Origin of the sequence: Pseudomonas oryzihabitans NBRC 102199, assembly GCF_000730625.1 — a bacterium.
Classification (GTDB): domain Bacteria; phylum Pseudomonadota; class Gammaproteobacteria; order Pseudomonadales; family Pseudomonadaceae; genus Chryseomonas; species Chryseomonas oryzihabitans.
In genome coordinates this window covers 92,294-117,215 of record NZ_BBIT01000019.1, presented here as the reverse complement: position 1 = coordinate 117,215, position 24,922 = coordinate 92,294, and the positions used below count along the sequence as shown (strand labels likewise).

Here is a 24,922-nt window from a genome sequence, read left to right as displayed (position 1 = left end):
AAGCTCGGCGGCAGAGGGCGGAGATCCTCGTCCTGTTTCCTTTATCGAAACTGCCGTCGCCGGTGCAGGGACTCCCGAGTTTCCTGCGCGACTCGCATTCAGGGAGCCAACAATGCAGAGCGCTACGACCTTCCCGCAGCCGTCCACCGCCCACCGCCGCCAGGCCAACAAGGCGGTCGTCGCCACCGTGGTCGGCAACGGTCTGGAGTGGTTCGACTTCACCGTCTACAGCTTCTTCTCCGTCATCATCGCCAAGGTGTTCTTTCCGACCGCCAGCGAACTCACCTCCTACCTCCTGGCCCTGGCCACCTTTGGCGTCGGTTTCTTCATGCGGCCAGTAGGGGGCATCCTGCTCGGCATCTACTCCGATCGCCGCGGCCGCAAGGCGGCGCTGTCGCTGACCATCCTGTTGATGGCCGCCGGTACCCTGATCATCGCCGTGACCCCGGGCTATGCCCAGTGGGGGCTGTTCGCCCCGGCGCTCATCGTCTTCGCGCGCTTGCTGCAGGGCTTTTCCGCGGGTGGCGAGATGGGCAGCGCGACCGCCTTTCTCACCGAGCACGCGCCCGCTGGGCAAAAGGCCTACTACTCCAGCTGGATCCAGGCCAGCATCGGGGTGGCGGTCGCCCTGGGTGCAGGCGCCGGCGCGCTGCTGTCGGCATTGCTGACTCCGGAGCAACTCGAGAGCTGGGGTTGGCGCCTGCCGTTCCTGTTCGGCTCCCTGATCGGCCCCGTCGGTTTCTACATCCGTAGCCGCATCGACGAAACCCCGGCCTATGCCACCGTCGAGCGTGCCCAGTCGCCGCTGCGGGAGGTAGTGCGCATCTATCCCCGCCAGACCGCGATCACCTTTTCCATGGTCGTGCTCTGGACGGTCTGCACCTACTCCGTGCTGTTCTACCTGCCGTCCTACTCCACCCGGGTGCTGGGTCTGCCCAGTGGCCTGGGCTTCACCGCCGGCGTACTCGGTGGCCTGGTATTGCTGGTGGCGACGCCGCTGGTAGGGCGCCTGGCCGATCGCCAGGGCAAGCGACCCTGGCTGCTGGGGTCGGCCATCGCCATCTTCTGCCTCGCCTGGCCGTTGTTCTGGATGCTCAATCGCTGGCCGGGCCTGGCTTCCCTGCTGGTGTTCCAGGCCGTGCTGGGACTGCTGATCTCCGGCTATCTGGGCGGTCTGCTGGCGGCCTTCGGCGAATTGTTGCCGACCCGGGTGCTCTCCACCGGACTGTCGGTGGCCTACAACTTCGCCGTGACCCTGTTCGGCGGCTTCGCCACCTTTACCGTGACCTGGCTGATCGCCGCCACCGGCAGCCCGCTGGCGCCGGCCTTCTACATCATGTTCGCCGCGGCCATCAGTGCCGTGGGCGCGGCGCTGTTTCGCGACGCCGCCAGCGAGCAACCTTCGGGAGAATCCGCATGACTCAAGGCACCTCTCTACTGCTGCGCAACGGCAAGCTGCTGGATCTGGCGAGCGGCACCCTGATCACCGGCAAGGAAGTCCTGGTGGAGGGTGAGCGCATTACCGCCGTGCGCGACCAGAGCGCTGCGCCGCCGGCAGGCGTCACCGTCATCGATCTGGGCGGCCGCACCCTGATGCCCGGCCTCATCGATTGCCATGTGCATGTCCTGGCATCCAGCGCCAACCTGGGTTTCAACGCCCTGCAGCCGAACGCCATCATCATGTACCGCGCCCTGCCGATCCTGGGCGCCATGCTCGAGCGCGGCTTCACCACCGTCCGCGATGCCGGCGGCGCGGACTGGGCGTTGGCGCGCTCCATCGCCCTGGGACTGGTGCCGGGCCCGCGGATCTTCGCCTCCGGCAAGGCGCTGTCGCAGACCGGCGGCCATGGCGACATGCGGGCGCGTGGGGAGCTGCTGCTGAACGAGCCGTGCAGTTGCTGCTTCCGCGCCGGTGCCATCGCCCGGGTGGTGGACGGGGTGGACAACGTGCGCAAGGCGGTGCGCGAGGAACTGCAGCAGGGCGCCAGCCAGATCAAGATCATGGCCTCCGGCGGGGTGTCCTCGCCCACCGATCCCATCGCCAATACCCAGTACAGCGAAGCCGAGATCCGCGCCATCGTCGAGGAAGCCGAAGCGGCCAATACCTATGTGATGGCCCATGCCTATACCGCCCGCGCCATTCGCCGCGCCGTGGCGTGCGGGGTGCGCACCATCGAGCACGGCAATCTGGTCGACCGGGAGACGGCGCAGCTGATGCGCGAGCGGGGCGCCTTCGCCGTGCCCACCCAGGTGACCTACGAGATGCTCGCCGAGCACGGCGCCCGCTATGGGCTGCCAGCGGATTCCGTGGCCAAGATCGAAGACGTCCGCCTGGCCGGCCGTCGCGCCCTGGAATTTTTCGCCGAGGCGGGCGTACCCATGGGCTACGGCTCCGACCTGCTGGGCGAGATGCACGAATACCAGACCCAGGAACTGCGCATCCGCGCCGAGGTGCTGGGCAATCTGGAAGCCTTGCGCAGCGCCACCAGCGTCGCGGCGCGCATCCTCGAACGGGAGGGCGAGCTGGGTTGCATCGCGGCTGGCGCCCTGGCGGATCTGCTGGTCGTGGATGGCGATCCCTTGACCGATATTTCCTGCCTGGTGGGGCAGGGCGAGCGGTTGGACGTCATCCTGCAGGGCGGCCGTCTGGTAAAGAATCGCCTCGGGTGAAGGGAGACTTGCCGGCCTGGCGTGGTCCCCTGTAGCAGTCAATGCCCATGGAGAATTCGTGATGCCCCTCGCCGCAACCGAACTCGGCAGTCACTACCAGGCCTACCTCGACTGCCTCAACCGCCAGGCCTGGACGGAGCTGGGCCGTTATGTCGACGAAGGCGTCGAGCACAACGGCCGGCCCCTGGGATTGGCGGGCTACCAGGCCATGCTGGAAGGCGATCATGCCGCCATTCCCGATCTGCACTTCGCGGCGCGCTTGCTGGTCGTGGAAGCGCCCTGGCTGGCCGCGCAACTGGACTTCGACTGCACGCCACGGGGCGAGCTGTTCGGGCTGGCGGTAAACGGACGGCGGGTGCGTTTCAGCGAGCACGTCTTCTATCGCTTCGAGAACGGGCGAATCCGTGAGGTGCGCTCGGTGATCGACACCGCCGCCATCGCTGCCCAGCTGGCCGAGGGCTAACCCGCTCGGGTCTGGCGCTGGCGATAGCCCAGGGGGCTCAAGCCCGTCCACTTGCGAAAGGCGCGCTGGAAGGAGCGGGGATCGGCGAAACCCAGACGCAGGGCCAGCTCCTCCAGGGGCAGGGCGCCCTGATCCAGCTGGCGGCAGGCCAGGCGGCAGCGACGTTCGTCCTTGAGGCGCTGGTAGGTCTGGCCGCTCGCCGCCAGCTGGCGTCTCAGGGTCGCAGCCGAAAGACCCAGGGTCGCGGCCAGGCTGACGGCGTCCGGCCAGTCTTCCGGGGCACGACTGCGCAGTAGGGCGCGGATGCGGGCGATCAGACTGGCGTCGTCGCGATAGTGCACCAGCAGATTGCCCGGTGCGGCGGCGATGAAGCGACGCGCATCCGCGGCACTGCGGCGGATCGGCAGGCCCAATACGGCGGCGTCCAGCAGCAGGCAGTCTTCGCCGTGGGCGAAGCTGAGGTGGGTGCCGAAGCGCTGGTGATAGTCGGCCAGCAGTTCCGCCGGCGGCTCCTGGGCGGTCAGGCGAATCTCCGCCAGTGGCAAGCGGCGGCCTACCAGCCAGCAGGCCAGGCCATGCAGGATCAGCCAGAGGGTAAAGACGGCAAAGCTACCCGGCAGGCTGCCGGGGGCCAGCCGCAGGGTCGCCTGCTCGCCATTGCGCTGCAGGCGCAGATCGACGCCCAGGGTCAGGCGCAGGAAGTCGGCGCTCTGCCGCAGGGCGTCACCGAGGGTCGGTTGCAGGCGGGTGCTCTGGCAGAGAAAGGCAAAGCTGCCAGCCGGGAGCGGGCGTGGGCCAAGGGCGAAGAACTCGTCATCGAAACGCCACGCCAGGCGATACCACAGCTGGCCGAACAGCGGCGCCGAGAGGCGCTCGCGGTCAAGCAGCAGCTCGGCTGGCTGGACGCCTTCGGCAGCGAGCAGGGCCTCCGGCGCCAGACCACTGCGCCGGCACAGCCCGGCCAGGGCTTCGTCGAGGATGCCCGGCGCCAGGCTGTCGCGCGGCAGGTCGGTCACAGATGCAGGGCCCGGCCCAGGGCGCGCAGCGCCGCTTCCTGCACCGCTTCGCCCAGGGTGGGGTGGGGGTGCAGGGTGGCGGCGACGTCTTCCAGTTGCATGCCCATTTCCAGGCTGTGGGAAAAGGCCGTGGCCAGTTCCGCCACCTGCTGCCCGGTGGCCTGCCAGCCAAGGATGCGATGGTCGTCCGCACGAGCCACCACCCGCACGAAGCCTTCCGGCGCCTCCAAGGTGAGGGCACGGCCATTGGCGGCGAAGGGGAAGCTGGCGACCTTGGTCTCCAGCCCCTGGGCCTTGGCCTGCTCCGGGGTCAGGCCGACCACCACGATTTCCGGATCTGTGTAGCAGACCGCCGGGATGGCGACCGGCGCGAAGCGCCGCCGCTTGCCGGCGATCAGCTCGGCGACCACCTCGCCCTGGGCCATGGCGCGATGGGCCAGCAGGGGTTCGCCGGTGAGATCACCGATGGCCCAGACGTCGGTCATGCTGGTACGGCAGCCGTCGTCGACGCGGATATAGCGGCCGTCGTAGTCCAGCGGCAGGCGCTCCAGGCCTTCGGTGCGGGGACGGCGACCGGCCGCCACCAGAATGCGCTGGGCCGGCAGGATCTGCTCCTCGCCGTCACCGCGGGTCATCCGCAGGCCAGCGCCGTCCGCGGCCAGCCCGGCGACGGTGCAGCCCAGGTGCAGCTCGATACCCAGCCGTTCCAGGCGGTGGCGCAGCGGGGCGGTAAGTTCGGCGTCGTAGCCTGGCAGCAGCCGCGACTGAGCCTCCACCACTGCGACCCGGGCGCCCAGCTTGCGATAGGCGATGCCCAGCTCCAGGCCGATATAGCCGGCGCCCACCACCACCAGATCCTCGGGGATTGCCGTGGGCGACAAGGCCTCGGTGGCCGAGATCACCGGGCCGCCGAAGGGCAGGCTGGGCAATTCCACCGAGGTGGAGCCCATGGCCAGCACCAGGTGTTCGGTACGGATGCGCAACCGTTCGCCACCGGCGCGCTGCACCTCGACGGTCTTGCCGTCGAGGATCTCGGCCCAGCCCTCGACCACCGTCACCCCCTGCTTCCTGAGCAGGGCGGCGACGCCGGTGGTGAGGCGATCGACGATGCCGTTCTTCCAGGCCACGGCCTGGTCGAGGTCCAGTTCCGGGCGGCCATGGCGGATACCGAGGGCGCCCTGGTCGGCGCGACCGCAGGCGCGATGGAATTCCTCGGCGACATGGATCATCGCCTTGGAGGGGATGCAGCCAACGTTGAGGCAGGTACCGCCAAGGGCGGCGCCCTCCACCAGGGTGGTGGCGATGCCCAGCTGAGCGGCGCGCAGGGCGGCGACATAACCGCCGGGGCCGCCGCCGATGATGAGGAGTCGGGTGTCCATGGCTACTCCAGGAAGAGGGTGGCGGGTTGTTCGAGCAGCTGGCGCACGGCCTGGATGAAGCTGGCGGCGTCCTGGCCATCGATCAGCCGGTGGTCGAAGGAAGCGGAGAGATTCATCAGCTTGCGTGGCACCACCAGCCCATGGCGGAAGGCCGGGCGCTCGACGATGCGATTGACGCCGATGATGGCCACCTCGGGATGGTTGATGATGGGCGTGGAGGCGATGCCCCCCAGCGGACCCAGGCTGCTGATGGTCAGGGTCGAGCCGGAGAGTTCGTCGCGACCGGCCTTGCCGCCGCGCACCGCGGTGGCCAGCCGGGCCACCTCCTGGGCGCAGCCCCAGAGATCCAGCGCCTCGGCGTGGCGGACCACCGGCACCGCGAGCCCCTGTTCGCCCTGGGTGGCGATGCCCAGGTGCACCGCGCCATAGCGCGTCACGGTGCTGCTCTCTTCGTCGAAGCGCGCATTCATCTGCGGAAAGTCCCGTACCGCCACCACCAGGGCTCGCGCCAGAAAGGGCAGCAGGGTGAGGTGGGCACGACGACCCTGCCAGCGCTGATTGAGGGTGGCGCGCAGGGCTTCCAGCTCGGTGACATCCACCTCTTCCACATAGGTGAAGTGGGGGATATGCCGTTTGGCGGCCTGCATCTTCTCGGCGATCTTGCGTCTCAGGCCGATCAGCGGGATGCGCTCCTCGCCAATGCGTTTCGCCAGGCCACCGCCGCCAGTGGCGGGCGGCAAGCCGGCGTCGCGTTGCTGCACATAGGCCTCCAGATCGCCATGCAGGATGCGCCCGCCGTGACCGCTGCCGGTGACGAAGCGGAGTTCGATGCCCAGGTCCCAGGCGTGCTGGCGCACCGCGGGAGACGCCAGCGGCGGACTGCCGGGGGCCGGGCGGGAAGCTGGTCGGTCGTCGTCGCGCGGGACCTCCGCTTCCGCGCGACGCGGGGCTGGAGCCGCCTCGGGCTTGGGCGCTTCCGCCTTGGGGGCTGGCGCCGCAGTGGCTGCCACCGGCGCGGGGCGACTGGCCTCGCGCAGATTGCCGTCGCCGGCCACCTCCAGGCGGATCAGCTCGGCGCCTACGGCCATTACCTGGCCAGGTTCGCCGCCCAGGGCGACCACCCGGCCCACCACCGGCGAAGGAATTTCCACCATGGCCTTGTCGGTCATGACGTCGGCCAGGGTCTGGTCTTCGCTGACCTCGTCGCCCACCGCCACGTACCACTTGACCAGTTCCACCTCGGCGATGCCTTCGCCGATGTCGGGCATCTTGATGACATGGGTACCCATCTCAGACCTCCATCACGCGCTTGAGCGCGGCGCCGACCCGGGACGGACCCGGGAAGTAGTCCCATTCCTGGGCGTGGGGATAGGGGGTATCCCAGCCGGTCACCCGCTCGATGGGCGCCTCCAGGCGATGGAAGCAGTGCTCCTGCATGAGGGACACCAGCTCGGCGCCATAGCCGCAGGTGCGGGTGGCTTCGTGGACCACCACGCAGCGGCCGGTCTTGTTCACCGAATCGGTGAGGGTCTGCAGGTCCAGCGGCCAAAGGCTGCGAATGTCGATCACCTCGGCGTCGATGCTGGTCTCGGCAGCCGCCGCCAGGGCGACCCAGACGGTGGTGCCATAGGTCAGCACCGTGACCTGCTTGCCGGGACGGACCACCGCGGCGCGTTCCAGCTCGACCCGGTAGTAGCCGTCCGGCACGGCGCTGGCCGGATGGCCGGACCAGGGCGTCACCGGGCGGTCGTGATGGCCGTCGAAGGGGCCGTTGTAGAGGCGCTTGGGTTCGAGAAAGATCACCGGATCGTCGCTCTCGATGGAAGCAATCAGCAGGCCCTTGGCGTCATAGGGATTGGAGGGCATCACGGTGCGCAGGCCGCAGACCTGGGTGAACATGGCCTCGGGACTCTGGCTGTGGGTCTGGCCGCCATAGATGCCGCCACCGCAGGGCATGCGGAACACCAGCGGCGAGGTGAACTGGCCCACCGAGCGATAGCGCAGCCGCGCCGCCTCGGAGACGATCTGGTCGATGGCCGGGTACACGTAGTCGGCGAACTGGATCTCCGCCACCGGTCGCAGGCCGTAGGCGCCCATGCCCACCGCGGCGCCGGCGATACCGTTCTCCGAGATGGGCGCGTCGAATACCCGCGAGGCGCCATACTTGGCCTGCAGGCCCTCGGTGCAGCGAAAGACGCCGCCGAAATAGCCGACGTCCTCGCCGAACACCACCACGTTGCTGTCGCGTTCGAGCATCACGTCCATGGCCGAGCGGATGGCCTGGATCATGGTCAGGGTGCTGCGGCTGCCGGCCTGGGTCGGCAGGTCGGTTTCCTGTTGTACGGTCATGGCGTCACTTCCCGAGCTGTTGGCGTTGGCGGCGCAGGTGCGGCGGCAGGTCCTGATAGACCTCCTCGAACATGTCGGCGGCGCTGGGGACGAGATCGCTGGCGAAGGTGCCGTGGGCTTCGGCGGCCTTCTGGGCAGCGGCCACCTCGGCTTCCAGCTCGGCGCTCAGCGCCTGGTGTTGTTCCTCCGACCAGAGGCCACGACCGATCAGGTGCGCCTTGAGCCGGTCGATGGGATCGCCCAGGGGGAAGTGCGTCCAGTCATCGGCGGGACGGTATTTGGACGGGTCGTCCGAGGTGGAGTGGGGGCCGGCGCGATAGGTCACCCACTCGATCAGGGTCGGCCCCAGGTTGCGCCGGGCGCGCTCGGCGGCCCAGCGCGAGGCGGCCAGCACGGCCAGGAAGTCATTGCCATCCACCCGCAGGGCGGCGATGCCATAGCCGAGGCCGCGGGTGGCCAGGGTGATGCCCTCGCCGCCGGCGATGGCCTGGAAGGTGGAAATGGCCCACTGGTTATTGACGATGTTGAGGATCACCGGCGCCCGATAGACGTGGGCGAAGGTGAGGGCGGCGTGGAAATCGCCTTCGGCGGTGGCGCCGTCGCCGATCCAGCCCGCGGCGATGCGGGTGTCGCCCTTGATCGCCGAGGCCATGGCCCAGCCCACCGCCTGGATGTACTGGGTGCCCAGGTTGCCGGAGATGGAAAAGAAGCCGAGGTCGCGGTAGGAGTACATCACCGGCAGCTGGCGACCCTTGAGCGGATCCCGGGCGTTGGACAGCAGCTGGCAGATCATCTCGTCCAGCGGCGCCTCGCGGGCGATGAGGATGCCCTGCTGGCGATAGGTGGGGAAATGCATGTCGTCCGGGCGCAAGGCCAGGGTCTGGCCGACGGCGATGGCTTCCTCGCCCAGGCACTGCATATAGAAGGAGAGCTTCTTCTGCCGCTGGGCCTTGAGCATCCGCGCATCGAACAGCCGAGTCTTGAGCATGGCCCTGAGGCCCTGCAGCAGCAATTCGGGCGCTTCTTCGGTGGCCCAGGGGCCGACGGCGCGACCCTCTTCGTCAAGGATGCGGATCAGCTGGGTCGCGAGTTCGCGGGTATCCACCGGTGCCACGTCGATGGGCGGCTTTTCCGCACGGCCGGCGGGGCAGAGTTGCAGGTAGCTGAAGTCGGTGGGGCGTCCCGGGCGGCCGCTGGGTTCTGGAACGTGCAAGCGCAGGGGTGGGTAGTCGCTCATGGCCGCCCCTCCTGGTGGAAGAGGGTGCGGGCGGGTCGCAGGACGGGTTGGCCGTCCGGATGCGATGCAGGGTGCCACATGGTGGAGGCCTCGGCATTCTTGTTATTGGTCGCCTGAGTATAGGCCGGCATGGCTAGCCGTTTTGCCGCAATTTCGGGGTGGGCAGCCCGGCCTTTTGGTGCTATTGAACTCCGTACAAGAACAACAGTAGAGGTTTTGCACCATGGCTGGTCTGGACCGTATCGACCTGCGCATCCTCAACGCCCTGTCCGCCGATGGCCGCCTGAGCTGGCGCGATCTGGCGCAAAAGATCGGGCTGTCGCTGACCCCGACGCTACGGCGGGTCAAGCGACTGGAGGAGGAGCGTTACATCCAGGGCTATCACGCCCAGCTCGATGAAACCCGGCTGGCCGGCAGTGTCAGCGTCTTCGTGTCGGTGCGCCTGGAAAAGCAGTCCACCGACTACCTGCGCGCCTTCGAGCGGGAGATCGTCAAGGCGCCCCAGGTGATGAGCTGTTTCCAGATGACCGGGGATGCGGACTACGTATTGCGGGTGGTGGTGCAGGATCTCGCAGCCTATCAGCACTTTCTCGCCGAGACCCTGACCTGCATTCCCGGGGTGGCCAGCGTGACCTCGGCCTTCTCGCTCAAGGCCGTGCTGTTGCGACCGGCGCCGCCGCTATGAGGCGCGTGCAACGACTAGCGGATACCGAGGGAAGTGCGGACCTGCTGCGCCTGGGTTGCGCAATAGGCGCGGTCGCGCAGGCGGGCGGTATCCAGCATCAGGGTCAGGCGATGTTCGCTGGCGGGACGACAGACTTGCACCGGCAGACCGCCATCCGGGGTCAGGGGGCCGAACAGGCAGTCGATGTTGGGCAGCTGGGCGACGAACTGGTGGGTGAGGGCAAGCATTGTTGTTGTCCGAAGTACCGAGGTGGCGATGTGACACCATTCACATCGCCAGGGTTCCTCGATCTTCAGGCACTGGGCGTAACAGAATAGGCGACGCCATTCACGGCATCGATCAATTGACCGATCGACCAGGGCTTGGGCAGGAAGCGCACCTTGCACTTGATGCTGGCGGTAGACGGCGTTTCGTAGCCGGACATGACAATAATGGGCATATCTGCCCAGCGTTGGCACACCAGATTGGCCAGTTGAGCGCCATCCATGGAGCCGGGCATGCGAATGTCCGTCAACAGGATGTCGATATTGGCGTCCTCTTTCTCCAACAGTGACAAGGCAGCATCGGCGGAGTCAGCGGCGATGATATTGAAGCCTTCGGGTTCGAGGATCTCGGTAACGAAATCCGCGACCAGTGGCTCGTCGTCCACCACCAGGATGGTGGGTCGGAAGACAGGGGTTCCCGGCTGTTCTGCGCGCATGACTGGACCTTATATACAAGACGTTGCTGAGCCTTGGATAGCGGCGACCCGGGAAAATTCCCCAGGCCATGTGCCACTGAATTTGGCGTCAGATTTCTGTCTTCGTGCCGTGATTATTTTGTCGCGCGCAGCTTTCGCACGCTGCGACGCCATGCCACGCATATTTGGTTACGTTTCCTGCAAAGGCTCTAGAGCGGTGCTTTGCGACACCCTGCGGTCGTGCATGACCACCGCCGCGGTGAAAGGTTTCAGCGACCTGGCATATGACTTGTATTGGGTAAGGCAACTGCAGGACGCAGAGTGCTTTTCTTGTCACGTCCCAGTGGCCTTACCTAAACCCAGGCTTTGCTCGTACACAAAGGACATCGACGCCACGCCTCCCAAAGCAGTATCTGTCCATGACGCCTATCCGCTCCCTCGCTACCGCCCTTCGTCGTCCGCTCGCCGCGGCCGCTACCGTTCTCGCGCTGTCCGCTGGCGTTGCCCAGGCCGAGCCTGTCAGCCTGGTCGGTCTGAATCTGTCGGGTGCGGGCTTCGCGCCCCAGGTGCTGCCCGGCATCAATGGCACCAACTACATCTTTCCGGTGGAGGCCTACTTCCAGCAGTGGAGCGCGCGGGGCGTCAAACTGATCCGTTTCCCCATCATCTGGGAGCGCCTGCAACCCAAGCTGGGCGGCCCACTGGACAGTGCCTACGTCGCCCTGGTGAACCAGACCTTCGGCTATGCGCAAAAGCACGGCATCAAGATCATCCTCGACCTGCACAACTATGCCCGCTATCGCGGTCAGGTGATCGGCACCAGCGGCGTCCCCTATGCCCGCTATCAGGAGATCATGACCCACATTGCGCGGCAGTGGAGCGGCCAGTCCTCGCTGTACGCCTACGACATCATGAACGAGCCCCACGATGCCATGGCCTACTGGCCGACCGCGGCCCAGTACGGCATCAATGGCGTGCGCGCGGTGGACAGCACCCGTCCGGTCATCGTCGAAGGCAACGGCTGGTCGAGCGCCACCCGCTGGGCCGAGTTCAACGATGCCCTGCTGGGGCTGAAGGATCCGGCCAACAACATCATCTTCTCGGCGCATTCCTACTTCGACGAGAACGCTGGCGGCAGCTACGACAAGACCGACGTCAACAAGCTCGACGCCAACTATGGCGTGACCCGGGTGAAGCCCTTCGTCGACTGGCTGAAGAAGAACGGCAAGCGCGGCTATATCGGTGAATTCGGCGTACCGGACAACAATCCGCGCTGGAACCTGCTGATGGACAACATGCTGGCCTACCTCAAGCAGAACTGCATCCCGGCCTCCTACTGGGCCGCGGGTCCGGGCTGGGGCAGCTACTTCATGTCGGTGGAGCCGATCAATGGCCAGGAGCGGCCGCAGTGGCCGACCCTGCGCAAGTACCTGGACGACAGCAGCTGCACCGCCATCGGCCCGGTCGCCAGCGGCAGCACCACCCCGGCCAACGGTGGTGGCACGGCCGGCAACAGCGGTTCGGCTGGCGGTAGCGCCGGCGCCGTGGGCAATTCCGGCAGCGGCAGCAGCGCCGGCAACACCGGAAACGTAGGCAGTAATGCAGGCGTTCAGGTGCCGCCGAGCAATGGCGCGACCGCAGGCACGGTTACCTCGGTGATCAACGACTTCACCAACTCGGACTGGCACAAGGGGGTGTTCCTCAAGAAGGCCGCCGTCTCGGTACCCGGGACCGCGGTGAATCGCGCCGCCTTCAAGGCCGGTGCCTACCTGACCACCGCGGATGGCCAGGTGCGGCGGATCTCCTCGGTGCAGGCCGGCAACAGCCTGGGGGTCTTCACCGAAGGCACGCCCTTCAACGGCAACGCCGTGGGCTATCCCAAGACCGTGACCGTGTCGCCCACCGGGGTGACCAGCGCCGCCAGCGTCAGCAGCGCCATCAACGACTTCACCAATGCCGACTGGAATCGCGGCGTCTACCGTCGCGCCGCGGCCATCTCCATCCCGGCCACCGCGGCCAATCGCTCGGCCTTCAAGCTGGGTGGCTCGGTGCGCCTGGTCAATGGCCAGATCCTCAAGATCAGCTATGTGCAGGATGGCGCCAACAACCTGGGGGTGTTCTTCGACGCCAGCCGCCTGGATGCCAGCGTCGGCTACCCCAACACCCTGGTGTCCTTCAGCCGCTGATCCCCGGGGTCGGGCAATAAAAAACCCGGTGGCCAAAGGTCACCGGGTTTTTTCTTGCCTGCTCAGAGATGGATGAAGGTGGTGACCTCACCCGGCTGCACGCGGCATTCGTCGACGGCATGGATCACCCCGGTGGTCAGGGCCGCTTCCGGACTCAGCAGCCGGGCGTTGGCCTTGAGGCAGCTGTGGATGTCCAGGGCCTCGGCGGCACCGGCGGTGCGCTCGGCGACGATGCGGGCATAGAGATCCAGGTCGTAGTCCAGGCACATGGCGTATTCGGCCATGCGCGCATGGTCCACCGAGTTGTTCAGATTCCAGTAGAAGGAGTGGTAGAGGAATTTGCTGTGACGACTGGCGGTGCGGTGTTCGCCGGCCAGGAAGAGGATGTTGCCCATGGACTCGACGGTGCCCAGGTTGTGGGTATGCACCGGCAGCGGCAGGGACAGCAGGAAGTTGTACATCGTGAAGCCGTAGCTGCAATCGCCGCCCATGGTGGCGATCTTGAGCAGGATGCGCGAGGCGTCCTGCTGCACGGCCTGGGAGCACTGGGCGATCAGCTGGCCGCAGCTGGTGGAATTGATGGGACCGGTGAAATGGATGACATGGGTGCTCATGGGGCCTACCGACGCGCCGGGGAGCCCGACAGAGGGCAGGGCTCTATGTCTTCTGCTTCGGCGATTTTCGGGTGGGCTTGAGCGCTGGCGTCGGCTGGCCGACGAAACGCGTCCCGAGCGGATGGGCTGTGCCCGGGTAGAGGCGCGGTCTCAGCGCAGCAGCAGCATCGGTACTTCGGTCTTGTGCAGCAGCTGGGTGGTGCGACTGCCGCGCAGGAAGCGCCAGACCGAGGAGTGACTGTAGGCGCCCATGATCAGCAGGTCGGCCCGGCGTTCGTCGAGGTGGCGGGGGACGATGCGCTCCACGTCGCCATGGGCGACGGTGGTGTCGACCCGGCAACCGGCGCTGCGCAGCAGCAGGGCCAGGTCATCCAGGCGCTTGCGCAGGATCGGATCGTCTTCGCCGACGCGCAGCAGGGTGCCGCTCATGCCGGCCAGCAGCGGACTGCGCGCCAGCGCCAGGATGCCCTGGTGGGTGGCTTCCCGGCCGTCATAGGCGATGGTGAATTGCCGCGGCGGCTTGAACGGCCCCGAACAGATCAGGATCGGCCGGTGCACGGCGCGGACCACGGCCTCCAGCTGGCTGCCGATGCCGCTGTCCCCGGAGCGCTCGCCGCGCTTGCCGATCACCAGCAGGCGGGTGTCGGCTTCCAGGGTCTTGAGGGTATCCACCAGCCCCTCGGGGCGGCGCAGGATCTGCGGCGCCGAGGTCAGGCCCTGCTGCAGCAGGCGTTGGCGGGCATTGAGCAGCAGCGCCTTGGCCATGCCGGCGCCGACGTCATCGTCCAGATAGACCGGGGCGCCGTTGGCGACCTTCTTGCCGCTGCTGGCCGACTCCTGCACGTGCAGCAGGGTGACGGGCGCGTCCAGTCGTCGCGACAACCAGGCGGTGTGGTCGCAGACGCTTTCGGCGTGGGGAGATCCATCGATGCAGGCGAGCAGGGAGGCCATAACGGTATTCCTTGGCAAGACCGGGACCAGACACGATCCCTGTCAGGAGCGTAGCACCCGCCCAGTGCTGTCCAGATGACGCCTGGGTGTCATCTTCGGCTTTTGCTGGGCAGGTCACGGCCGTCATCCCGGACGCCCTCACATTTCGTAGCGATCGAGTTCCCGGGTGATCAGCAGGCGCTGGATTTCACTGGAGCCTTCGTAGATCTGGGTGATGCGGATGTCGCGGTAGTACTGCTCCACCGGGTAGTCCTCCAGGTAGCCGTAGCCGCCATGAATCTGGATGGCCTTGGAGCACACCCATTCGCCCGTCTCGGTGGCGAACAGCTTGGCCTGGGAGGCTTCGCTCAGGCAGGGCTGGCCCGCCGTGCGCAGCCGCGCCGCATGCAGGATCAGCAGCCGCGCGGCATTGAGGCGCGTATGCATGTCCGCCAGCATGTTGGCGATGCTCTGGTGCTGGATGATCGCCTTGTCGAACTGGATGCGTTCGCGGGCATAGCCCAGCGCCGCCTCGAAGGCCGCGCGGGCGATCCCCAGCGCCTGGGCGGCGATGCCGATGCGGCCGCCTTCCAGGTTGGACAGGGCGATGGCCAGCCCCTTGCCGCGCTCGCCCAGCAGGTTGGCCGCCGGGATGCGGCAGTTGTCCAGGGTGACCGCGCAGGTGTCGGAGGCGCGCAGGCCCATCTTGTGCTCGGTGCGCTCGACGCGAAAGCCGGGGGTGTCGGTAGGCACCAGAAAGGCCGACAGGCCCTTCTTGCCCAGCTCCGGATCGGTCACCGCGAAGACGATGGCCAGCCCCGCGCGGCGACCGTTGCTGACGAATTGCTTGCTGCCATTGAGCACCCAGCTGTCGCCGTCGAGTACCGCCCGGGTGCGCAGATTGTGCGCCTCGGAGCCGGCCTGGGGTTCGGTCAGGCAGAAGCAGCCGATGACCTTGCCGGCCGCCAGGTCGGGTAGCCAGCGGTCCTGCTGTGCGGCGTTGCCGTAGCGCAGCAGCGGGCCGCAGCCCACCGAGCTGTGGATGCTCATCAGGGCGCCGAGGCTGCCGTCGCCGGCGGAGATCTCTTCCACCGCCAGGGCATAGGCGACGTAATCCAGGTAGGTGCCGCCCCATTGCTCGGGCACCACCATGCCCAGCAGGCCCAGCTCACCCAGCTGGGCGACCACGGCGTCGTCGATCCACTCGGCCTTTTCCCAGGCGCGGGCGTGGGGCGCGACCTCGCGGCGGGCGAAGTCACGCGCCAGGTCGCGGATCATGCGTTGTTCTTCGGTGAGTTCGATGTCGTGCATGGGAGCCTCCCTCAGGAATGGCGAAAATCGGCGAAAAAGGCAGCGACGCGGCGTGGATCCAGGTCCTGCCAGCGGGCCGGATTCCAGTGCGGCGTGCGGTCCTTGTCCACCAGCATGGCGCGCACCCCCTCGACGATCTCGCCCTTTTCGAACCAGCGGCGATCCAGGTGCAGCTCCAGGGCGAAGCACTGTTCCAGCGACAGCCCGCCGCCCTGGCGCAGCAACTCCAGGGCGGTGGCGACCGCCAGCGGCGAACGGGCGTCCAGGGTGGCGAGGGTCTCCTGCGCCCAGTCGAGATAGGCGGGGCGCTGCTCCGCCTCCAGGCTGGCGCGCAGCTCCTCGACGGTGGCCGCCGCGAAGTGCTCGGCGATGGCCGGGCGCAGATCGGTCAGGCGCGCGGCTTCGGCCGGCGCCGCGGCGAATTCCTGCAGCAGGGCGGCCAGGTCGGTGGGGCCCTGGGCAGTGGCTGCCTCCAGGCGCTGCAGCAGGTCGGCGTTGGCCGCTTCGGGAATGAAGACATCGGCCAGGCCGGCGGCCAGGGCATCGGCCGGACCGATCTGCACGCCGGTCAGCCCCAGATAGAGACCCAGGTGGTCGGGCAGGCGCGGCAGGAAATGGCTGGCGCCGACATCGGGGAAATAGCCAATGGCGGTTTCCGGCATGGCCATGCGGGTGCGCTCGCTGACGATCCGCAGCCGCGCCGCCTGCACCAGGCCCATGCCGCCGCCCAGCACCAGCCCCTGGGCCAGGGCCAGCACCGGCTTGGGATAGCGGTGCAGCGCCAGGTCGAGGGCGTATTCCTCGGTGAAGAAGGTCAGGTGCAGGTCATCGCCGCGCTGGTAGCTGTCGTACAGGGCCCGCACATCGCCGCCGGCGCAGAAGGCCTTGGGCCCGTTGCCGCGGAGCACGATCACCCGCACGCCCGGGTCCTGCTCCCACTCGCGCAGCGCCCCATGCAGGGCGCGCACCATGTCCAGATCCAGGGCATTGAGCCCGGCCGGGCGATCAAGGGTCAGGTAGCCGACCCCGCCGCGTCTTTCCAACAGCACCTTGGCGTCGCTCATGCACCGTCCTCGTCCAGGTAGTCCTGGATGATGGCCGAGAAATCCAGCCCGCCGCCACCCGCGCGGCTGAATCTCTGGTAGAGCTGTTGCGCCACTGCGCCGAGGATCACCGGCTGCTGCACGGCGCGCGCCGCCTCGGTGGCGAGGCCCAGGTCCTTGAGCATGAGGTCGGCGGCGAAGCCGCCCTGGTAGCCGCGCGAGGCCGGCGCCTGGGGCAGTACGTCCGGATAGGGGTTGTTGACCTCCGAACTCCAGCAGCGCCCGCTGCTGGTATTGATCACTCCGGCCAGGGTCTTGGCGTCCATGCCCAGGCGGGTGCCCAGGGCCATGGCCTCGGCCACCCCGATCATGGAGATGCCCAGCAGCAGGTTGTTGGCCACCTTGGCCACCTGGCCGTTGCCGCTGGCGCCGCAGTGCACCAGGTTGCGGCCCATGGCGGCCAATAGTGGCTGGGCGCGCTGGAAGCCGGCTTCGCTGCCGCCGACCATGAAGGTGAGGGTGCCCGCCGCGGCGCCGCCGGTGCCGCCGGAGACCGGTGCGTCCAGCAATTCCAGACCGCGCTCGGCGGCGGCGCTGGCCACCGCCCGGGCGCTGAGCGGATCGATGGTGGAGGAATCGATCAGCAGGGTGCCCGGTCGGGCCCGAGCGATCAGCCCGTCGTCGCCCAGATAAACCGTCTTCACATGGGCAGCCGCGGGCAGCATGGTGATGATCACTTCCGCGCCGCTCTCGGCGACGGCGGTGGGCGAGGCGGCGACCTCGGCGCCTTCGGCGCGCAGCGCTTCGAGGGCGGCGGTGGAAAGGTCATAGACGGTCAGCTGATGGCCGGCCTTGAGCAGGTTGCGGGCCATGGGCGCGCCCATGTTGCCCAGTCCCAGAAATCCCAGATGCATGCTGGCGTCTCCCTTACTTGAGGGTGATGGTGGTGTTGACGACCCCGGCGCTGCCGACGTCCTGCTCGTCGGGCCAGCGCGTGGTGATGGTCTTGGTCTGGGTATAGAAGAGCACCGCCTGCTTGCCATAGGGCCCCAGGTCGCCCAGCTTGGAGGCGCGCGAACCGCTGAAGGAGAACAGCGGCACCGGCACCGGGATGGGCACGTTGATGCCGACCTGGCCGACGTCGATGTCTTCCTGGAAGCGCCGCGCCGCGGCGCCGGAGCGCGTGAAGAGGGCGACGCCGTTGCCATTGGGGTTGGCGTTGATCAGGGCGATGGCCTCGTCGAGGGTGGCCGCGTGCATCACGCAGAGCACCGGTCCGAACAGCTCTTCGCGATACAGGGTCATGTCGGTGGTCACCCCAGAGAACAGCGTCGGGCCAACGAAGTTGCCCTTCTCGTAGCGCTCGACCTGGATGTTGCGACCGTCCAGCTCCAGGGTCGCGCCTTCGCTCACGCCGCGCTCGATCAGGCCGCTGACCCGGTCCAGCGCCTGGCAGGAGATCAGCGGGCCGACGTCGGTGCCGTGCTCGTGACCCGCACCCACGTTGAGGCTGCGCGCCTTGGCCACCAGGTCCGGCACCCAGCTATTGGCTTCGCCCACCAGCACCACCACCGAGACCGCCATGCAGCGCTGACCGGCCGCGCCGAAGGCGGCGCCCACCAGGTTGGCCAGCGTCTGCTCGCGGGGCGCGTCGGGCATCACCACCGCGTGATTCTTGGCGCCCATCATGCACTGGACGCGCTTGCCGGCTTCGCTGGCGCGGCGATAGACGTGGGTGCCCACGCGGGTGGAGCCGACAAAGGACAGCGCCTTGATGTCCGGATGATCGCAGAGGGCGTCCACCACCGCCGGTCCGCCATGGACCACGTTGAGCACCCCGGGCGGCACCCCGGCTTCCAGTGCCAATTCGGCCAGGCGCATGGTCACCAGCGGATCCTGCTCCGACGGCTTGAGGACAAAGGTGTTGCCGCAGGCAATGGCCATGGGAAACATCCACAGCGGAATCATCGCCGGGAAGTTGAAGGGGGTGATGCCGGCGCACACGCCCAGGGGTTGCAGCAGGGTGTAGGTGTCCACCCCGCTGGCGACATTGTTGGCCAGTTCGCCCAGCTGCAAGTTGCCGATGGCCGCCGCGTGCTCCACCACCTCCAGGCCGCGGAAGACATCGCCCTCGGCGTCGGCCAGGGTCTTGCCCTGTTCGGCGGTGAGCAGCGCGGCCAGTTCGCTCATGTGCTCGCGGATCAGCTGCTGATAGCGCAGGAAGATGCGCGCCCGGGCGCCGATGGGCGTCTTGCGCCAGGTGGCGAAGGCCGCCTTGGCACTGGCCACGGCGCGCTGCACCTCCTCGGCGGTGGCGAAGGGCACCCGCGCCAGCACCTCCTGGGTCGCCGGATTGATCACCTCGCGGCTTTCGCGGCTGGTGGAGGAGACGAACTGGCCGTCGATCAGCAGCGGCACGTCTTTGATGGCGGTCTGGATCATGACAGGGATTCCTGAGCGGTAGCCGGGGTGGCCGGGGCAGGGTGGGCGGCGAAGTCTTCTTCGGCGTAGTCGTGGAGATCGGCGCTGCCGCTGGCGCGGCGTTGGGCCTCGCCGAGGCGCAACTCGATGCGGCGGATCTTGCCGGACAGCGTCTTGGGCAATTCGCTGACGAATTGCAGGCGGCGCACCCGCTTGTAGGGCGACAGGCAGCCGCGGGCGAAGCCGAGCAGCTCTTGCGCGAGTTCAGGCGAAGGCGCGTGGCCGGCGGCCAGGATGACGAAGGCCTTGGGCACATTGAGGCGCAGGGGGTCGGGGCTGGGCACCACCGCCACCTCCATCACCGCCGGGTGCTCGATCAAGGCGCTCTCCAGTTCGAAGGGGCTGATGCGGTAGTCCGCCGACTTGAAGACGTCATCGGCGCGGCCGACGAAGGTGATATAGCCCTCGACGTCACGCACCGCGGTATCGCCGGTGCGGTAATGGCCGTCGCGCATCACCTCGGCGGTCTTTTCCGGGCTGTCTTCGTAGCCCAGCATCAGCCCGGCCGGCCGTGGCTGCAGGGCCAGGGCCACCTCGCCATCGTCGCCCGGCCGGCCATCGGCATCCAGCAGCGCGATGTGACACCCGGGCAGCGGGCGCCCCATGGAGCCCGGCTTGAGCGGCTGTCCGGGGGTGTTGCCCACCAGGGCGGTGGTTTCCGACTGGCCGAACCCATCTCTCAGGGTCAGCCCCCAGGCCGCCTGCAGGCTGTCGATGATCTCGGGATTGAGCGGTTCGCCCGCGCCGACCAGCTCGCGGAGCTGCAGGCGCTCGCGGTAGGCGGCGAGATCCTCCTGGATCAGCATCCGCCACACCGTGGGCGGCGCGCAGAGGCTGGTGACCGGATAGCGCGCCAGCACCTCCAGCAGCGCCTGGGGCTTGAAGCGCGGCACGTCATGGATGAACACGCAAGCGCCGGCGTTCCAGGGCGCGAAGACGCAACTCCAGGCATGCTTGGCCCAACCGGGGGACGAGATGTTGAGGTGCACATCGCCCGGTTGCAGACCGATCCAATACAGGGTGGACAGGTGCCCGACCGGATAGCTGCTGTGACTGTGCAGCACCAGCTTGGGCCGCGAGGTGGTCCCCGAGGTGAAGTAGAGCAGCAGCGGATCCGTGGCGAGGGTCGGGCCATCCGGCAGGAAGTCGCTGGCACAGGCGGCCGGCGCATAGGACTGCCAGCCGGGCACCGGCGCCCCGACGCAGATGCGGGTGAGGCCGGCATCCAGACTGGCGCAACGCTCCGTGTGGGCGCTGCCCACCACCAGGTGGGCGATGCGCCCGCGCTGCACCCGATCCTGCAGATCGGCGTCGCTGAGCAGAGTGGTGGCGGGCACCACCACGGCGCCCAGCTTGAAGGCGCCGAGCAGCGTCTCCCACAGCGCCACCTCGTTGCCCAGCATCACCAGGATGCGTTCGCCGCGGCGCACACCCTGGGCGCGCAGGAAATTGGCGGTGCGATTCGACGCCTGGCGCAACTCGGCGAAGCTGTAGCGCTCTTCCCGGCCCTCGGCGTCGAGGCGCCACAGCGCCGGACCGGCATGCTCCTCTGCAAGGCGATCGAAATGGTCCAGCGCCCAGTTGAACTGTTCCAGTTGCGGCCAGCGGAAATCGCGGACGGCGGTGGCGTAGTCGGTGCGATGGCGCAGCAGGAAGTCCCGCGCTTCGCGAAAGGCGTCGCCGGCCGTCATGGGCGATACCCCGCGGCCTGCAGGGGCGGGAGGGAAGGGCAGCGTCCGGCCTGGCGCCGGGATGGGGCGTAAGGGTGGGTCATGGTGGCCTGCTCGTTATTGTTGTTGGCTAGCAGAGGTTCGCGCCATCACCGCTCGTGACGCGACCTGGTAAGCAGTATAGTTCCGGCAAAAGTCTCCTGGCTTCCGACAAAAACGCCCGACCGATATGCAAAAATCCAATAACCCGGCTGCGCGTCTCGACTGGGACGACCTCAGATTCTTCCTCGAAGTGGCGCGCACCCAGAAGGCCAGCGCGGCCGCCCGGCGCCTGGGGGTCGACTACACCACCGTGTCGCGGCGGATCGCCGCCCTGGAAAAGGCGCTGGGCGCGCTGCTGTTCGAGAAGTCGCGCAGCACCGGCTTCAGCCTCACCATGGAAGGCCAGCGCCTGCTGGTGCACGCGGAAACCCTGGAGAGCACCCTGCAGACCGCCTGCGAGCAGATCTCCGATACCCGGCTGGCGCCTTCCGGCCAGGTGCGCATCGGCGCCACCGAAGGCTTCGGCAGCTACTTCGTCGCGCCCCAGCTGAGTTTCTTCCAGGATCGCTATCCGGGCATCACCCTGGAGGTGCTGCCGGTGCCGCACTTCGTCAATCTCTCGCGCCGCGAAGCCGACATCGCCATCACCCTGGAGCGGCCCGAGCGCGGGCCCTACGTCTGTCGCAAGCTGTGCGACTACCGCCTGCGGCTCTATGCCACCGCCGACTACCTGGCCAGCCATCCGCCCATCGCGCAGCTGGCCGATCTGCAGCGCCATAGATTCATCACCTACGTCGACGATCTCGCCTTCAGCCCCGAGCTGCTCTATCTGGAGCGGATCCTGCCCGAGGCCAGCAGCGGCCTGCGCAGCACCAGCGTGATCGCCCAGTACCAGGCGGCCCTGTGCGGGCACGCCCTGGCCATCCTGCCGTGCTTTGTCGCCGAGCCCGATCCGCGGCTGGTGGCGCTGCTGCCAGAGCAGATCCAGATCACCCGGCAATTCTGGCTCTATTACCGCGAAGACCTGCGCCGCCTGCGGCGCATCACCCTGGTGACCGACTACCTGCGCGCCTGCACCGACGCCAATCGCGACTTCCTGCTGGGTGAAACCCGCATGCCAGTGCTGGGCTGGCCGACGCCCTGAAGCCCGTTGCCGATCGGTGCGGCACCCCGGGATCCGGCTGGGGTCTCAGAGCTGTCGGTCGTCCGTCGACGGCCTCCAGTGAACAGATGGGAACGGCAATGGAACGATATCAGGCATTGAGTCAGGCGCTGAGCAAGGCGGCCGAGCGGGAAGAAGCCTATTGGCAGGGACTGGAGCGCCGCCTGCATGAATTGCCGGACTGCTTCACCCGCTACCTGGGCCTCACCCCGGCCGATCAGGTGGATGCCGGGCTGGGCCTGGAAAAGCGCGTGGATGGCAATATCGTGCGCGAACTGGAGGTCTATGCCCGCTATGACCTCACGGTGATCGTCGATGACCTCGCCGGCACGCCCCAGACCTTCGCCATCGGCCTGTCCTTCTTCTATACCAACGACCACTTCGTGCTGAAGGAGCGCGAGGGCGAATTCTCCGTCGCCCTCGAACCCCAGGACGATCCCGACCGCTTCTGGGCCGAAGGCTGCCGCGAGATCTACGACTCCCTGGCGCGCCGCATCCGCGGCAAGACCCTGCCGGCCATCGAGTAACCCGCGGTTCGCATCCGTCAGACCGGCGTGACCAAGCGCCCCTCGGCGAAATAGCGCTCCACGTTGGCCAGCACCAGGTCGGCCATGGCCTGGCGGGTCTCGTGGGTGCCGCTGCCGAGGTGCGGGGTGAGCACCACGTTGTCCAGCGCCAGCAGGGCCGCGGGCACTTCGGGCTCCTCGGCGAAGACATCCAGGCCGGCGCCACCCAGGCTGCCCGCTTGCAAGGCGGCCACCAGGGCGGGCTCGTCGACCACGCTGCCGCGGGCGATATTGATGAGATAGCCGTGTGGTCCCAGGGCGTCGAGGATCCGGGCGTCGACCAGCTTGTCGGTGGCCGGTCCGCCGGGCAGCGACAGGACGAGGAAATCCGCCGCCTCCGCCAAGTCTTCCAGCTCGGCGTGATAACGATAGGGGACGTCCGGCTGCGGTTGGCGTCCGTGATAGGCCACCTCCATGCCGAAAGCTTCTGCCCGCCGGGCGATGCTCTTGCCGATGTTGCCCAGGCCGACGATGCCGCAGGTCTTGCCGGCCAGGCGCGAGGTCAACGGAAACTTGCCCTGCCGCCAATCGCCGCGGCGCACGAAACGATCCGCGGCGCTGATGCCCCGTGCCACGTCGATCAGCAGGGCGAAGGCGGTATCGGCGACGCAGTCGTCCAGCACGCCAGGCGTGTTGCTCACCACCACGCCCAGATCCCGTGCCGCGGCGATGTCGATGCTGTCGTAGCCCACCCCGAAGCTGAACACCGCCTGCAGGCCGGGCAGGGCGCTCATCAACTCGCGTGTCGCACCGTGCACGCCGGAGGTGACCAGGGCCACCACGTCCCGCCCACGCGCGGCGAGCAGGGCGGCCTGATCGGGTGCTTCCCAGAGCCGCAGCACCTCATGGCGTGAATTCAGGGCGTCCTGCAGGGCAGGCAACAGCGGACCTACCTGCAGCAGCAGCGGACGTTCGTTCTGTTCAGGCATATCTAGACTCCTTGAAGAGGCAGGGGCGGCGAATCCGCCCCTGAAGGGGGAGGGCCTAGCCCAGCAGCTGCAGGCCGAGCTGGATCGCGACCCAGATCGCCAGCAGGGTGGCGAAGCCCAGCGCCAGGTTCTCGAACCAGTTGTTGCGGTACCTGTCGCCCAGCAGCGACTTCTGGTTGGACATGATCAGCAGACCCAGGGAGATCACCGGCAGGCCGACGATGTTGAGGGCATTCACGCCGATGGTCAGGGTCACGAAGTCGGGCATGCCCGGCAGCGACCACACCAGCGGCGTCACCAGGATGAAGAGCAGGAACCACTTGTGCGCCGGGTCCTTGTGAAAGGTCTTGCCATAGCGTTCGCGGCGCTCCGGACGGATGTGTTGCAGGGCGTCGGTGATCAGCATGGGAAAGGCGGTGGTCTTGCCCACCACGCTGGCGAACAGGGTGGCGAAGACCCCGGTGAAGAAGATCACCCAGCCGCCGGCGCCAAAGAACAGCTCCAGGGCCGCGCCCAGGTCACTCAGGGTGTTCACCTGCAACCCATTGGGTCTGAGGATCTCCACCCCGACCACCCAGATCGCCAGGTTGATGACGATGCCGACCACCACCGCGAAGAGCAGGTCGTTGCGCTGGATGCGCTTGTGTTCCGGGCCGGTCCAGCCCTTTTCCTTCATCACATAGGGATGCACGAAGTTGGCGATGGAGCCGGCCACGGCGCCGATCACCGATACGGCGACCAGCAGGGCGCCGTGCACGCCTTCGTCCGGCGGGATGCTGAAGCCGATGGTGCCGCGCAGGATGCCGCCCAGGTCCGGACCCGACATCACCGCCAGGGTGATGAACGCCAGCGTCATGACCGCCAGCAGCAGTTTCATCACGCCCTCGATCAGCGCATAGAAATTGCGGCCCACCAGCAGCCAGACCGCGATCACCACCGCCGCCGAGCAGAGCAGCGGCTGGTCGAGGTGGAGCAGGGTGGCCAGGGCTTCGCCCGCGCCCTTGAGCATATAGGCATTGGTCAGGTGCCCCATGAGCAGCGCGTAGCCGAGCATGAACCAGGCGAACGCCGGGTGCAGCTGGGCATAGCCTTCCAGGATCGACATGCCGCGGTTATTGCACAGCTGGAAGCGGGCAATGATGTTGACGATGAGAAAGCGCAGCAGCAGGGACACCGCCAGCACCCACATCATGGCGTAGCCGTAGTTGGCGCCCGCCACCGAGGAGGTGATGAGGTCCCCGGCGCCCAGCCAGGACAGCACCGCGATGATGCCGGGGCCCAGCAGCTTCGCCAGGCGGCGCAGGCCGGAGCCTTGCGCCTTGTTCAGGGTTACGGATTTTTCGACGGAACCGGATCGCTCCATGGGGGCGGCTCTCCTAACGATTGTTGTTGTTGTGAATGGGCCGCAGGCGGCCTTTTCGTTAGCTTGCCCTCTGGGTTTAGCACTACATACGACGTCGTACAACTTTAAGCGGACGACAAAATGTTGCCTTCCTCGGGCTCGGCCGGG

The 24,922-nt window shown here is 67.5% G+C and carries 23 protein-coding genes; 7 read left to right on the top strand and 16 right to left on the bottom strand.

What is annotated here, in order from left to right; genetic code table 11:
- The first annotated feature begins 112 nt into the window (after nucleotides 1-112).
- The 3 genes from POR01S_RS19300 to POR01S_RS19290 all read left to right on the top strand — a co-directional run bounded on the left by POR01S_RS19300 (nucleotide 113) and on the right by POR01S_RS19290 (nucleotide 3,133).
- Nucleotides 113-1,420, top strand: a complete 1,308-nt coding sequence (locus tag POR01S_RS19300) for an MFS transporter (RefSeq protein ID WP_042137767.1) — start codon at nucleotides 113-115, stop codon at nucleotides 1,418-1,420.
- Nucleotides 1,417-2,670, top strand: a complete 1,254-nt coding sequence (locus POR01S_RS19295; RefSeq protein WP_042137766.1) for a metal-dependent hydrolase family protein — start codon at nucleotides 1,417-1,419, stop codon at nucleotides 2,668-2,670. Before POR01S_RS19300 ends, POR01S_RS19295 begins: the two co-directional genes overlap by 4 nt.
- Nucleotides 2,671-2,731: 61 nt before the next feature.
- Nucleotides 2,732-3,133, top strand: a complete 402-nt coding sequence (locus POR01S_RS19290) for an ester cyclase (RefSeq protein WP_042137765.1) — start codon at nucleotides 2,732-2,734, stop codon at nucleotides 3,131-3,133.
- On the opposite strand, the gene POR01S_RS19285 is transcribed toward POR01S_RS19290, so the two are convergent.
- Genes POR01S_RS19285 through POR01S_RS19265 form a run of 5 tightly spaced genes read right to left on the bottom strand, consistent with a single transcriptional unit; the run spans nucleotide 3,130 to nucleotide 9,114 of the window.
- The gene (locus tag POR01S_RS19285) at nucleotides 3,130-4,149 is read right to left on the bottom strand and encodes an AraC family transcriptional regulator (RefSeq protein ID WP_042137762.1); all 1,020 of its coding nucleotides are present in this window, start codon (nucleotides 4,147-4,149) and stop codon (nucleotides 3,130-3,132) included. The two genes, POR01S_RS19290 and POR01S_RS19285, sit on opposite strands and share 4 nt — an antisense overlap.
- Nucleotides 4,146-5,528, bottom strand: coding sequence for a dihydrolipoyl dehydrogenase (lpdA, locus tag POR01S_RS19280; protein ID WP_042137760.1), 1,383 nt, complete (start codon nucleotides 5,526-5,528; stop codon nucleotides 4,146-4,148). The genes POR01S_RS19285 and lpdA overlap by 4 nt, the downstream gene beginning before the upstream one ends.
- Before the next feature lie 2 nt (nucleotides 5,529-5,530).
- On the bottom strand, nucleotides 5,531-6,817 hold the full coding sequence (locus POR01S_RS19275; protein WP_042137758.1) for a dihydrolipoamide acetyltransferase family protein: 1,287 nt from the start codon (nucleotides 6,815-6,817) through the stop codon (nucleotides 5,531-5,533).
- Between the two features lies 1 nt (nucleotide 6,818).
- Nucleotides 6,819-7,877 carry an alpha-ketoacid dehydrogenase subunit beta gene (locus POR01S_RS19270; protein WP_042137756.1) on the bottom strand — a complete coding sequence of 353 codons (1,059 nt, stop codon included), beginning with the start codon at nucleotides 7,875-7,877 and terminating at the stop codon, nucleotides 6,819-6,821.
- A 4-nt stretch (nucleotides 7,878-7,881) separates the two neighbouring features.
- Nucleotides 7,882-9,114, bottom strand: a complete 1,233-nt coding sequence (locus tag POR01S_RS19265) for a thiamine pyrophosphate-dependent enzyme (RefSeq protein WP_042137754.1) — start codon at nucleotides 9,112-9,114, stop codon at nucleotides 7,882-7,884.
- Between the two features lie 223 nt (nucleotides 9,115-9,337).
- Between POR01S_RS19265 and POR01S_RS19260 the strand changes: the two genes are divergently transcribed.
- Entirely contained in the window at nucleotides 9,338-9,799 is a 462-nt protein-coding gene (locus tag POR01S_RS19260) for an Lrp/AsnC family transcriptional regulator (RefSeq protein ID WP_027597697.1), read from the top strand.
- 14 nt (nucleotides 9,800-9,813) lie between these two features.
- Here the strand turns inward: POR01S_RS19260 and POR01S_RS19255 are convergent, their stop codons facing one another.
- Complete coding sequence (locus POR01S_RS19255; RefSeq protein WP_042137752.1) at nucleotides 9,814-10,026, bottom strand: hypothetical protein; 213 nt, start codon at nucleotides 10,024-10,026, stop codon at nucleotides 9,814-9,816.
- Nucleotides 10,027-10,091: 65 nt separating this feature from the next.
- Nucleotides 10,092-10,499: a response regulator gene (locus tag POR01S_RS19250; RefSeq protein ID WP_007162208.1), complete on the bottom strand. Its 408-nt coding sequence runs from the start codon at nucleotides 10,497-10,499 to the stop codon at nucleotides 10,092-10,094.
- Nucleotides 10,500-10,897: 398 nt separating this feature from the next.
- Between POR01S_RS19250 and POR01S_RS19245 the strand changes: the two genes are divergently transcribed.
- Nucleotides 10,898-12,664: a glycoside hydrolase family 5 protein gene (locus POR01S_RS19245; RefSeq protein ID WP_042137751.1), complete on the top strand. Its 1,767-nt coding sequence runs from the start codon at nucleotides 10,898-10,900 to the stop codon at nucleotides 12,662-12,664.
- A gap of 62 nt (nucleotides 12,665-12,726) precedes the next feature.
- Here the strand turns inward: POR01S_RS19245 and POR01S_RS19240 are convergent, their stop codons facing one another.
- The 7 genes from POR01S_RS19240 to POR01S_RS19210 all read right to left on the bottom strand — a co-directional run bounded on the left by POR01S_RS19240 (nucleotide 12,727) and on the right by POR01S_RS19210 (nucleotide 20,734).
- Nucleotides 12,727-13,278: an ATP-dependent Clp protease proteolytic subunit gene (locus tag POR01S_RS19240; RefSeq protein WP_007162210.1), complete on the bottom strand. Its 552-nt coding sequence runs from the start codon at nucleotides 13,276-13,278 to the stop codon at nucleotides 12,727-12,729.
- Nucleotides 13,279-13,428: 150 nt separating this feature from the next.
- Nucleotides 13,429-14,229, bottom strand: a complete 801-nt coding sequence (locus tag POR01S_RS19235) for a universal stress protein (protein WP_007162211.1) — start codon at nucleotides 14,227-14,229, stop codon at nucleotides 13,429-13,431.
- Nucleotides 14,230-14,367: 138 nt separating this feature from the next.
- Nucleotides 14,368-15,519, bottom strand: coding sequence for an acyl-CoA dehydrogenase family protein (locus POR01S_RS19230; protein ID WP_042137748.1), 1,152 nt, complete (start codon nucleotides 15,517-15,519; stop codon nucleotides 14,368-14,370).
- Nucleotides 15,520-15,530: 11 nt separating this feature from the next.
- Complete coding sequence (locus POR01S_RS19225; RefSeq protein WP_042137746.1) at nucleotides 15,531-16,583, bottom strand: enoyl-CoA hydratase/isomerase family protein; 1,053 nt, start codon at nucleotides 16,581-16,583, stop codon at nucleotides 15,531-15,533.
- Nucleotides 16,580-17,476 (bottom strand): 3-hydroxyisobutyrate dehydrogenase, encoded by an 897-nt coding sequence (gene mmsB / locus POR01S_RS19220; protein ID WP_007162214.1) that lies wholly within the window; start codon nucleotides 17,474-17,476, stop codon nucleotides 16,580-16,582. Before mmsB ends, POR01S_RS19225 begins: the two co-directional genes overlap by 4 nt.
- Before the next feature lie 13 nt (nucleotides 17,477-17,489).
- On the bottom strand, nucleotides 17,490-19,004 hold the full coding sequence (locus POR01S_RS19215) for a CoA-acylating methylmalonate-semialdehyde dehydrogenase (RefSeq protein WP_042137744.1): 1,515 nt from the start codon (nucleotides 19,002-19,004) through the stop codon (nucleotides 17,490-17,492).
- Nucleotides 19,001-20,734 carry an AMP-binding protein gene (locus tag POR01S_RS19210; protein ID WP_042137743.1) on the bottom strand — a complete coding sequence of 578 codons (1,734 nt, stop codon included), beginning with the start codon at nucleotides 20,732-20,734 and terminating at the stop codon, nucleotides 19,001-19,003. Before POR01S_RS19210 ends, POR01S_RS19215 begins: the two co-directional genes overlap by 4 nt.
- Before the next feature lie 208 nt (nucleotides 20,735-20,942).
- On the opposite strand from POR01S_RS19210, the gene POR01S_RS19205 reads away from it, so the two are divergent.
- Both POR01S_RS19205 and POR01S_RS19200 read left to right on the top strand, forming a co-directional pair.
- Nucleotides 20,943-21,899 (top strand): LysR family transcriptional regulator, encoded by a 957-nt coding sequence (locus POR01S_RS19205; protein ID WP_042137740.1) that lies wholly within the window; start codon nucleotides 20,943-20,945, stop codon nucleotides 21,897-21,899.
- Between the two features lie 98 nt (nucleotides 21,900-21,997).
- Nucleotides 21,998-22,444: a hypothetical protein gene (locus POR01S_RS19200; protein WP_169742432.1), complete on the top strand. Its 447-nt coding sequence runs from the start codon at nucleotides 21,998-22,000 to the stop codon at nucleotides 22,442-22,444.
- Nucleotides 22,445-22,461: 17 nt separating this feature from the next.
- On the opposite strand, the gene POR01S_RS19195 is transcribed toward POR01S_RS19200, so the two are convergent.
- Both POR01S_RS19195 and POR01S_RS19190 read right to left on the bottom strand, forming a co-directional pair.
- On the bottom strand, nucleotides 22,462-23,412 hold the full coding sequence (locus POR01S_RS19195; RefSeq protein WP_042137738.1) for a 2-hydroxyacid dehydrogenase: 951 nt from the start codon (nucleotides 23,410-23,412) through the stop codon (nucleotides 22,462-22,464).
- Between the two features lie 55 nt (nucleotides 23,413-23,467).
- On the bottom strand, nucleotides 23,468-24,775 hold the full coding sequence (locus POR01S_RS19190; RefSeq protein ID WP_042137736.1) for an Nramp family divalent metal transporter: 1,308 nt from the start codon (nucleotides 24,773-24,775) through the stop codon (nucleotides 23,468-23,470).
- Nucleotides 24,776-24,922 lie beyond the last annotated feature (147 nt).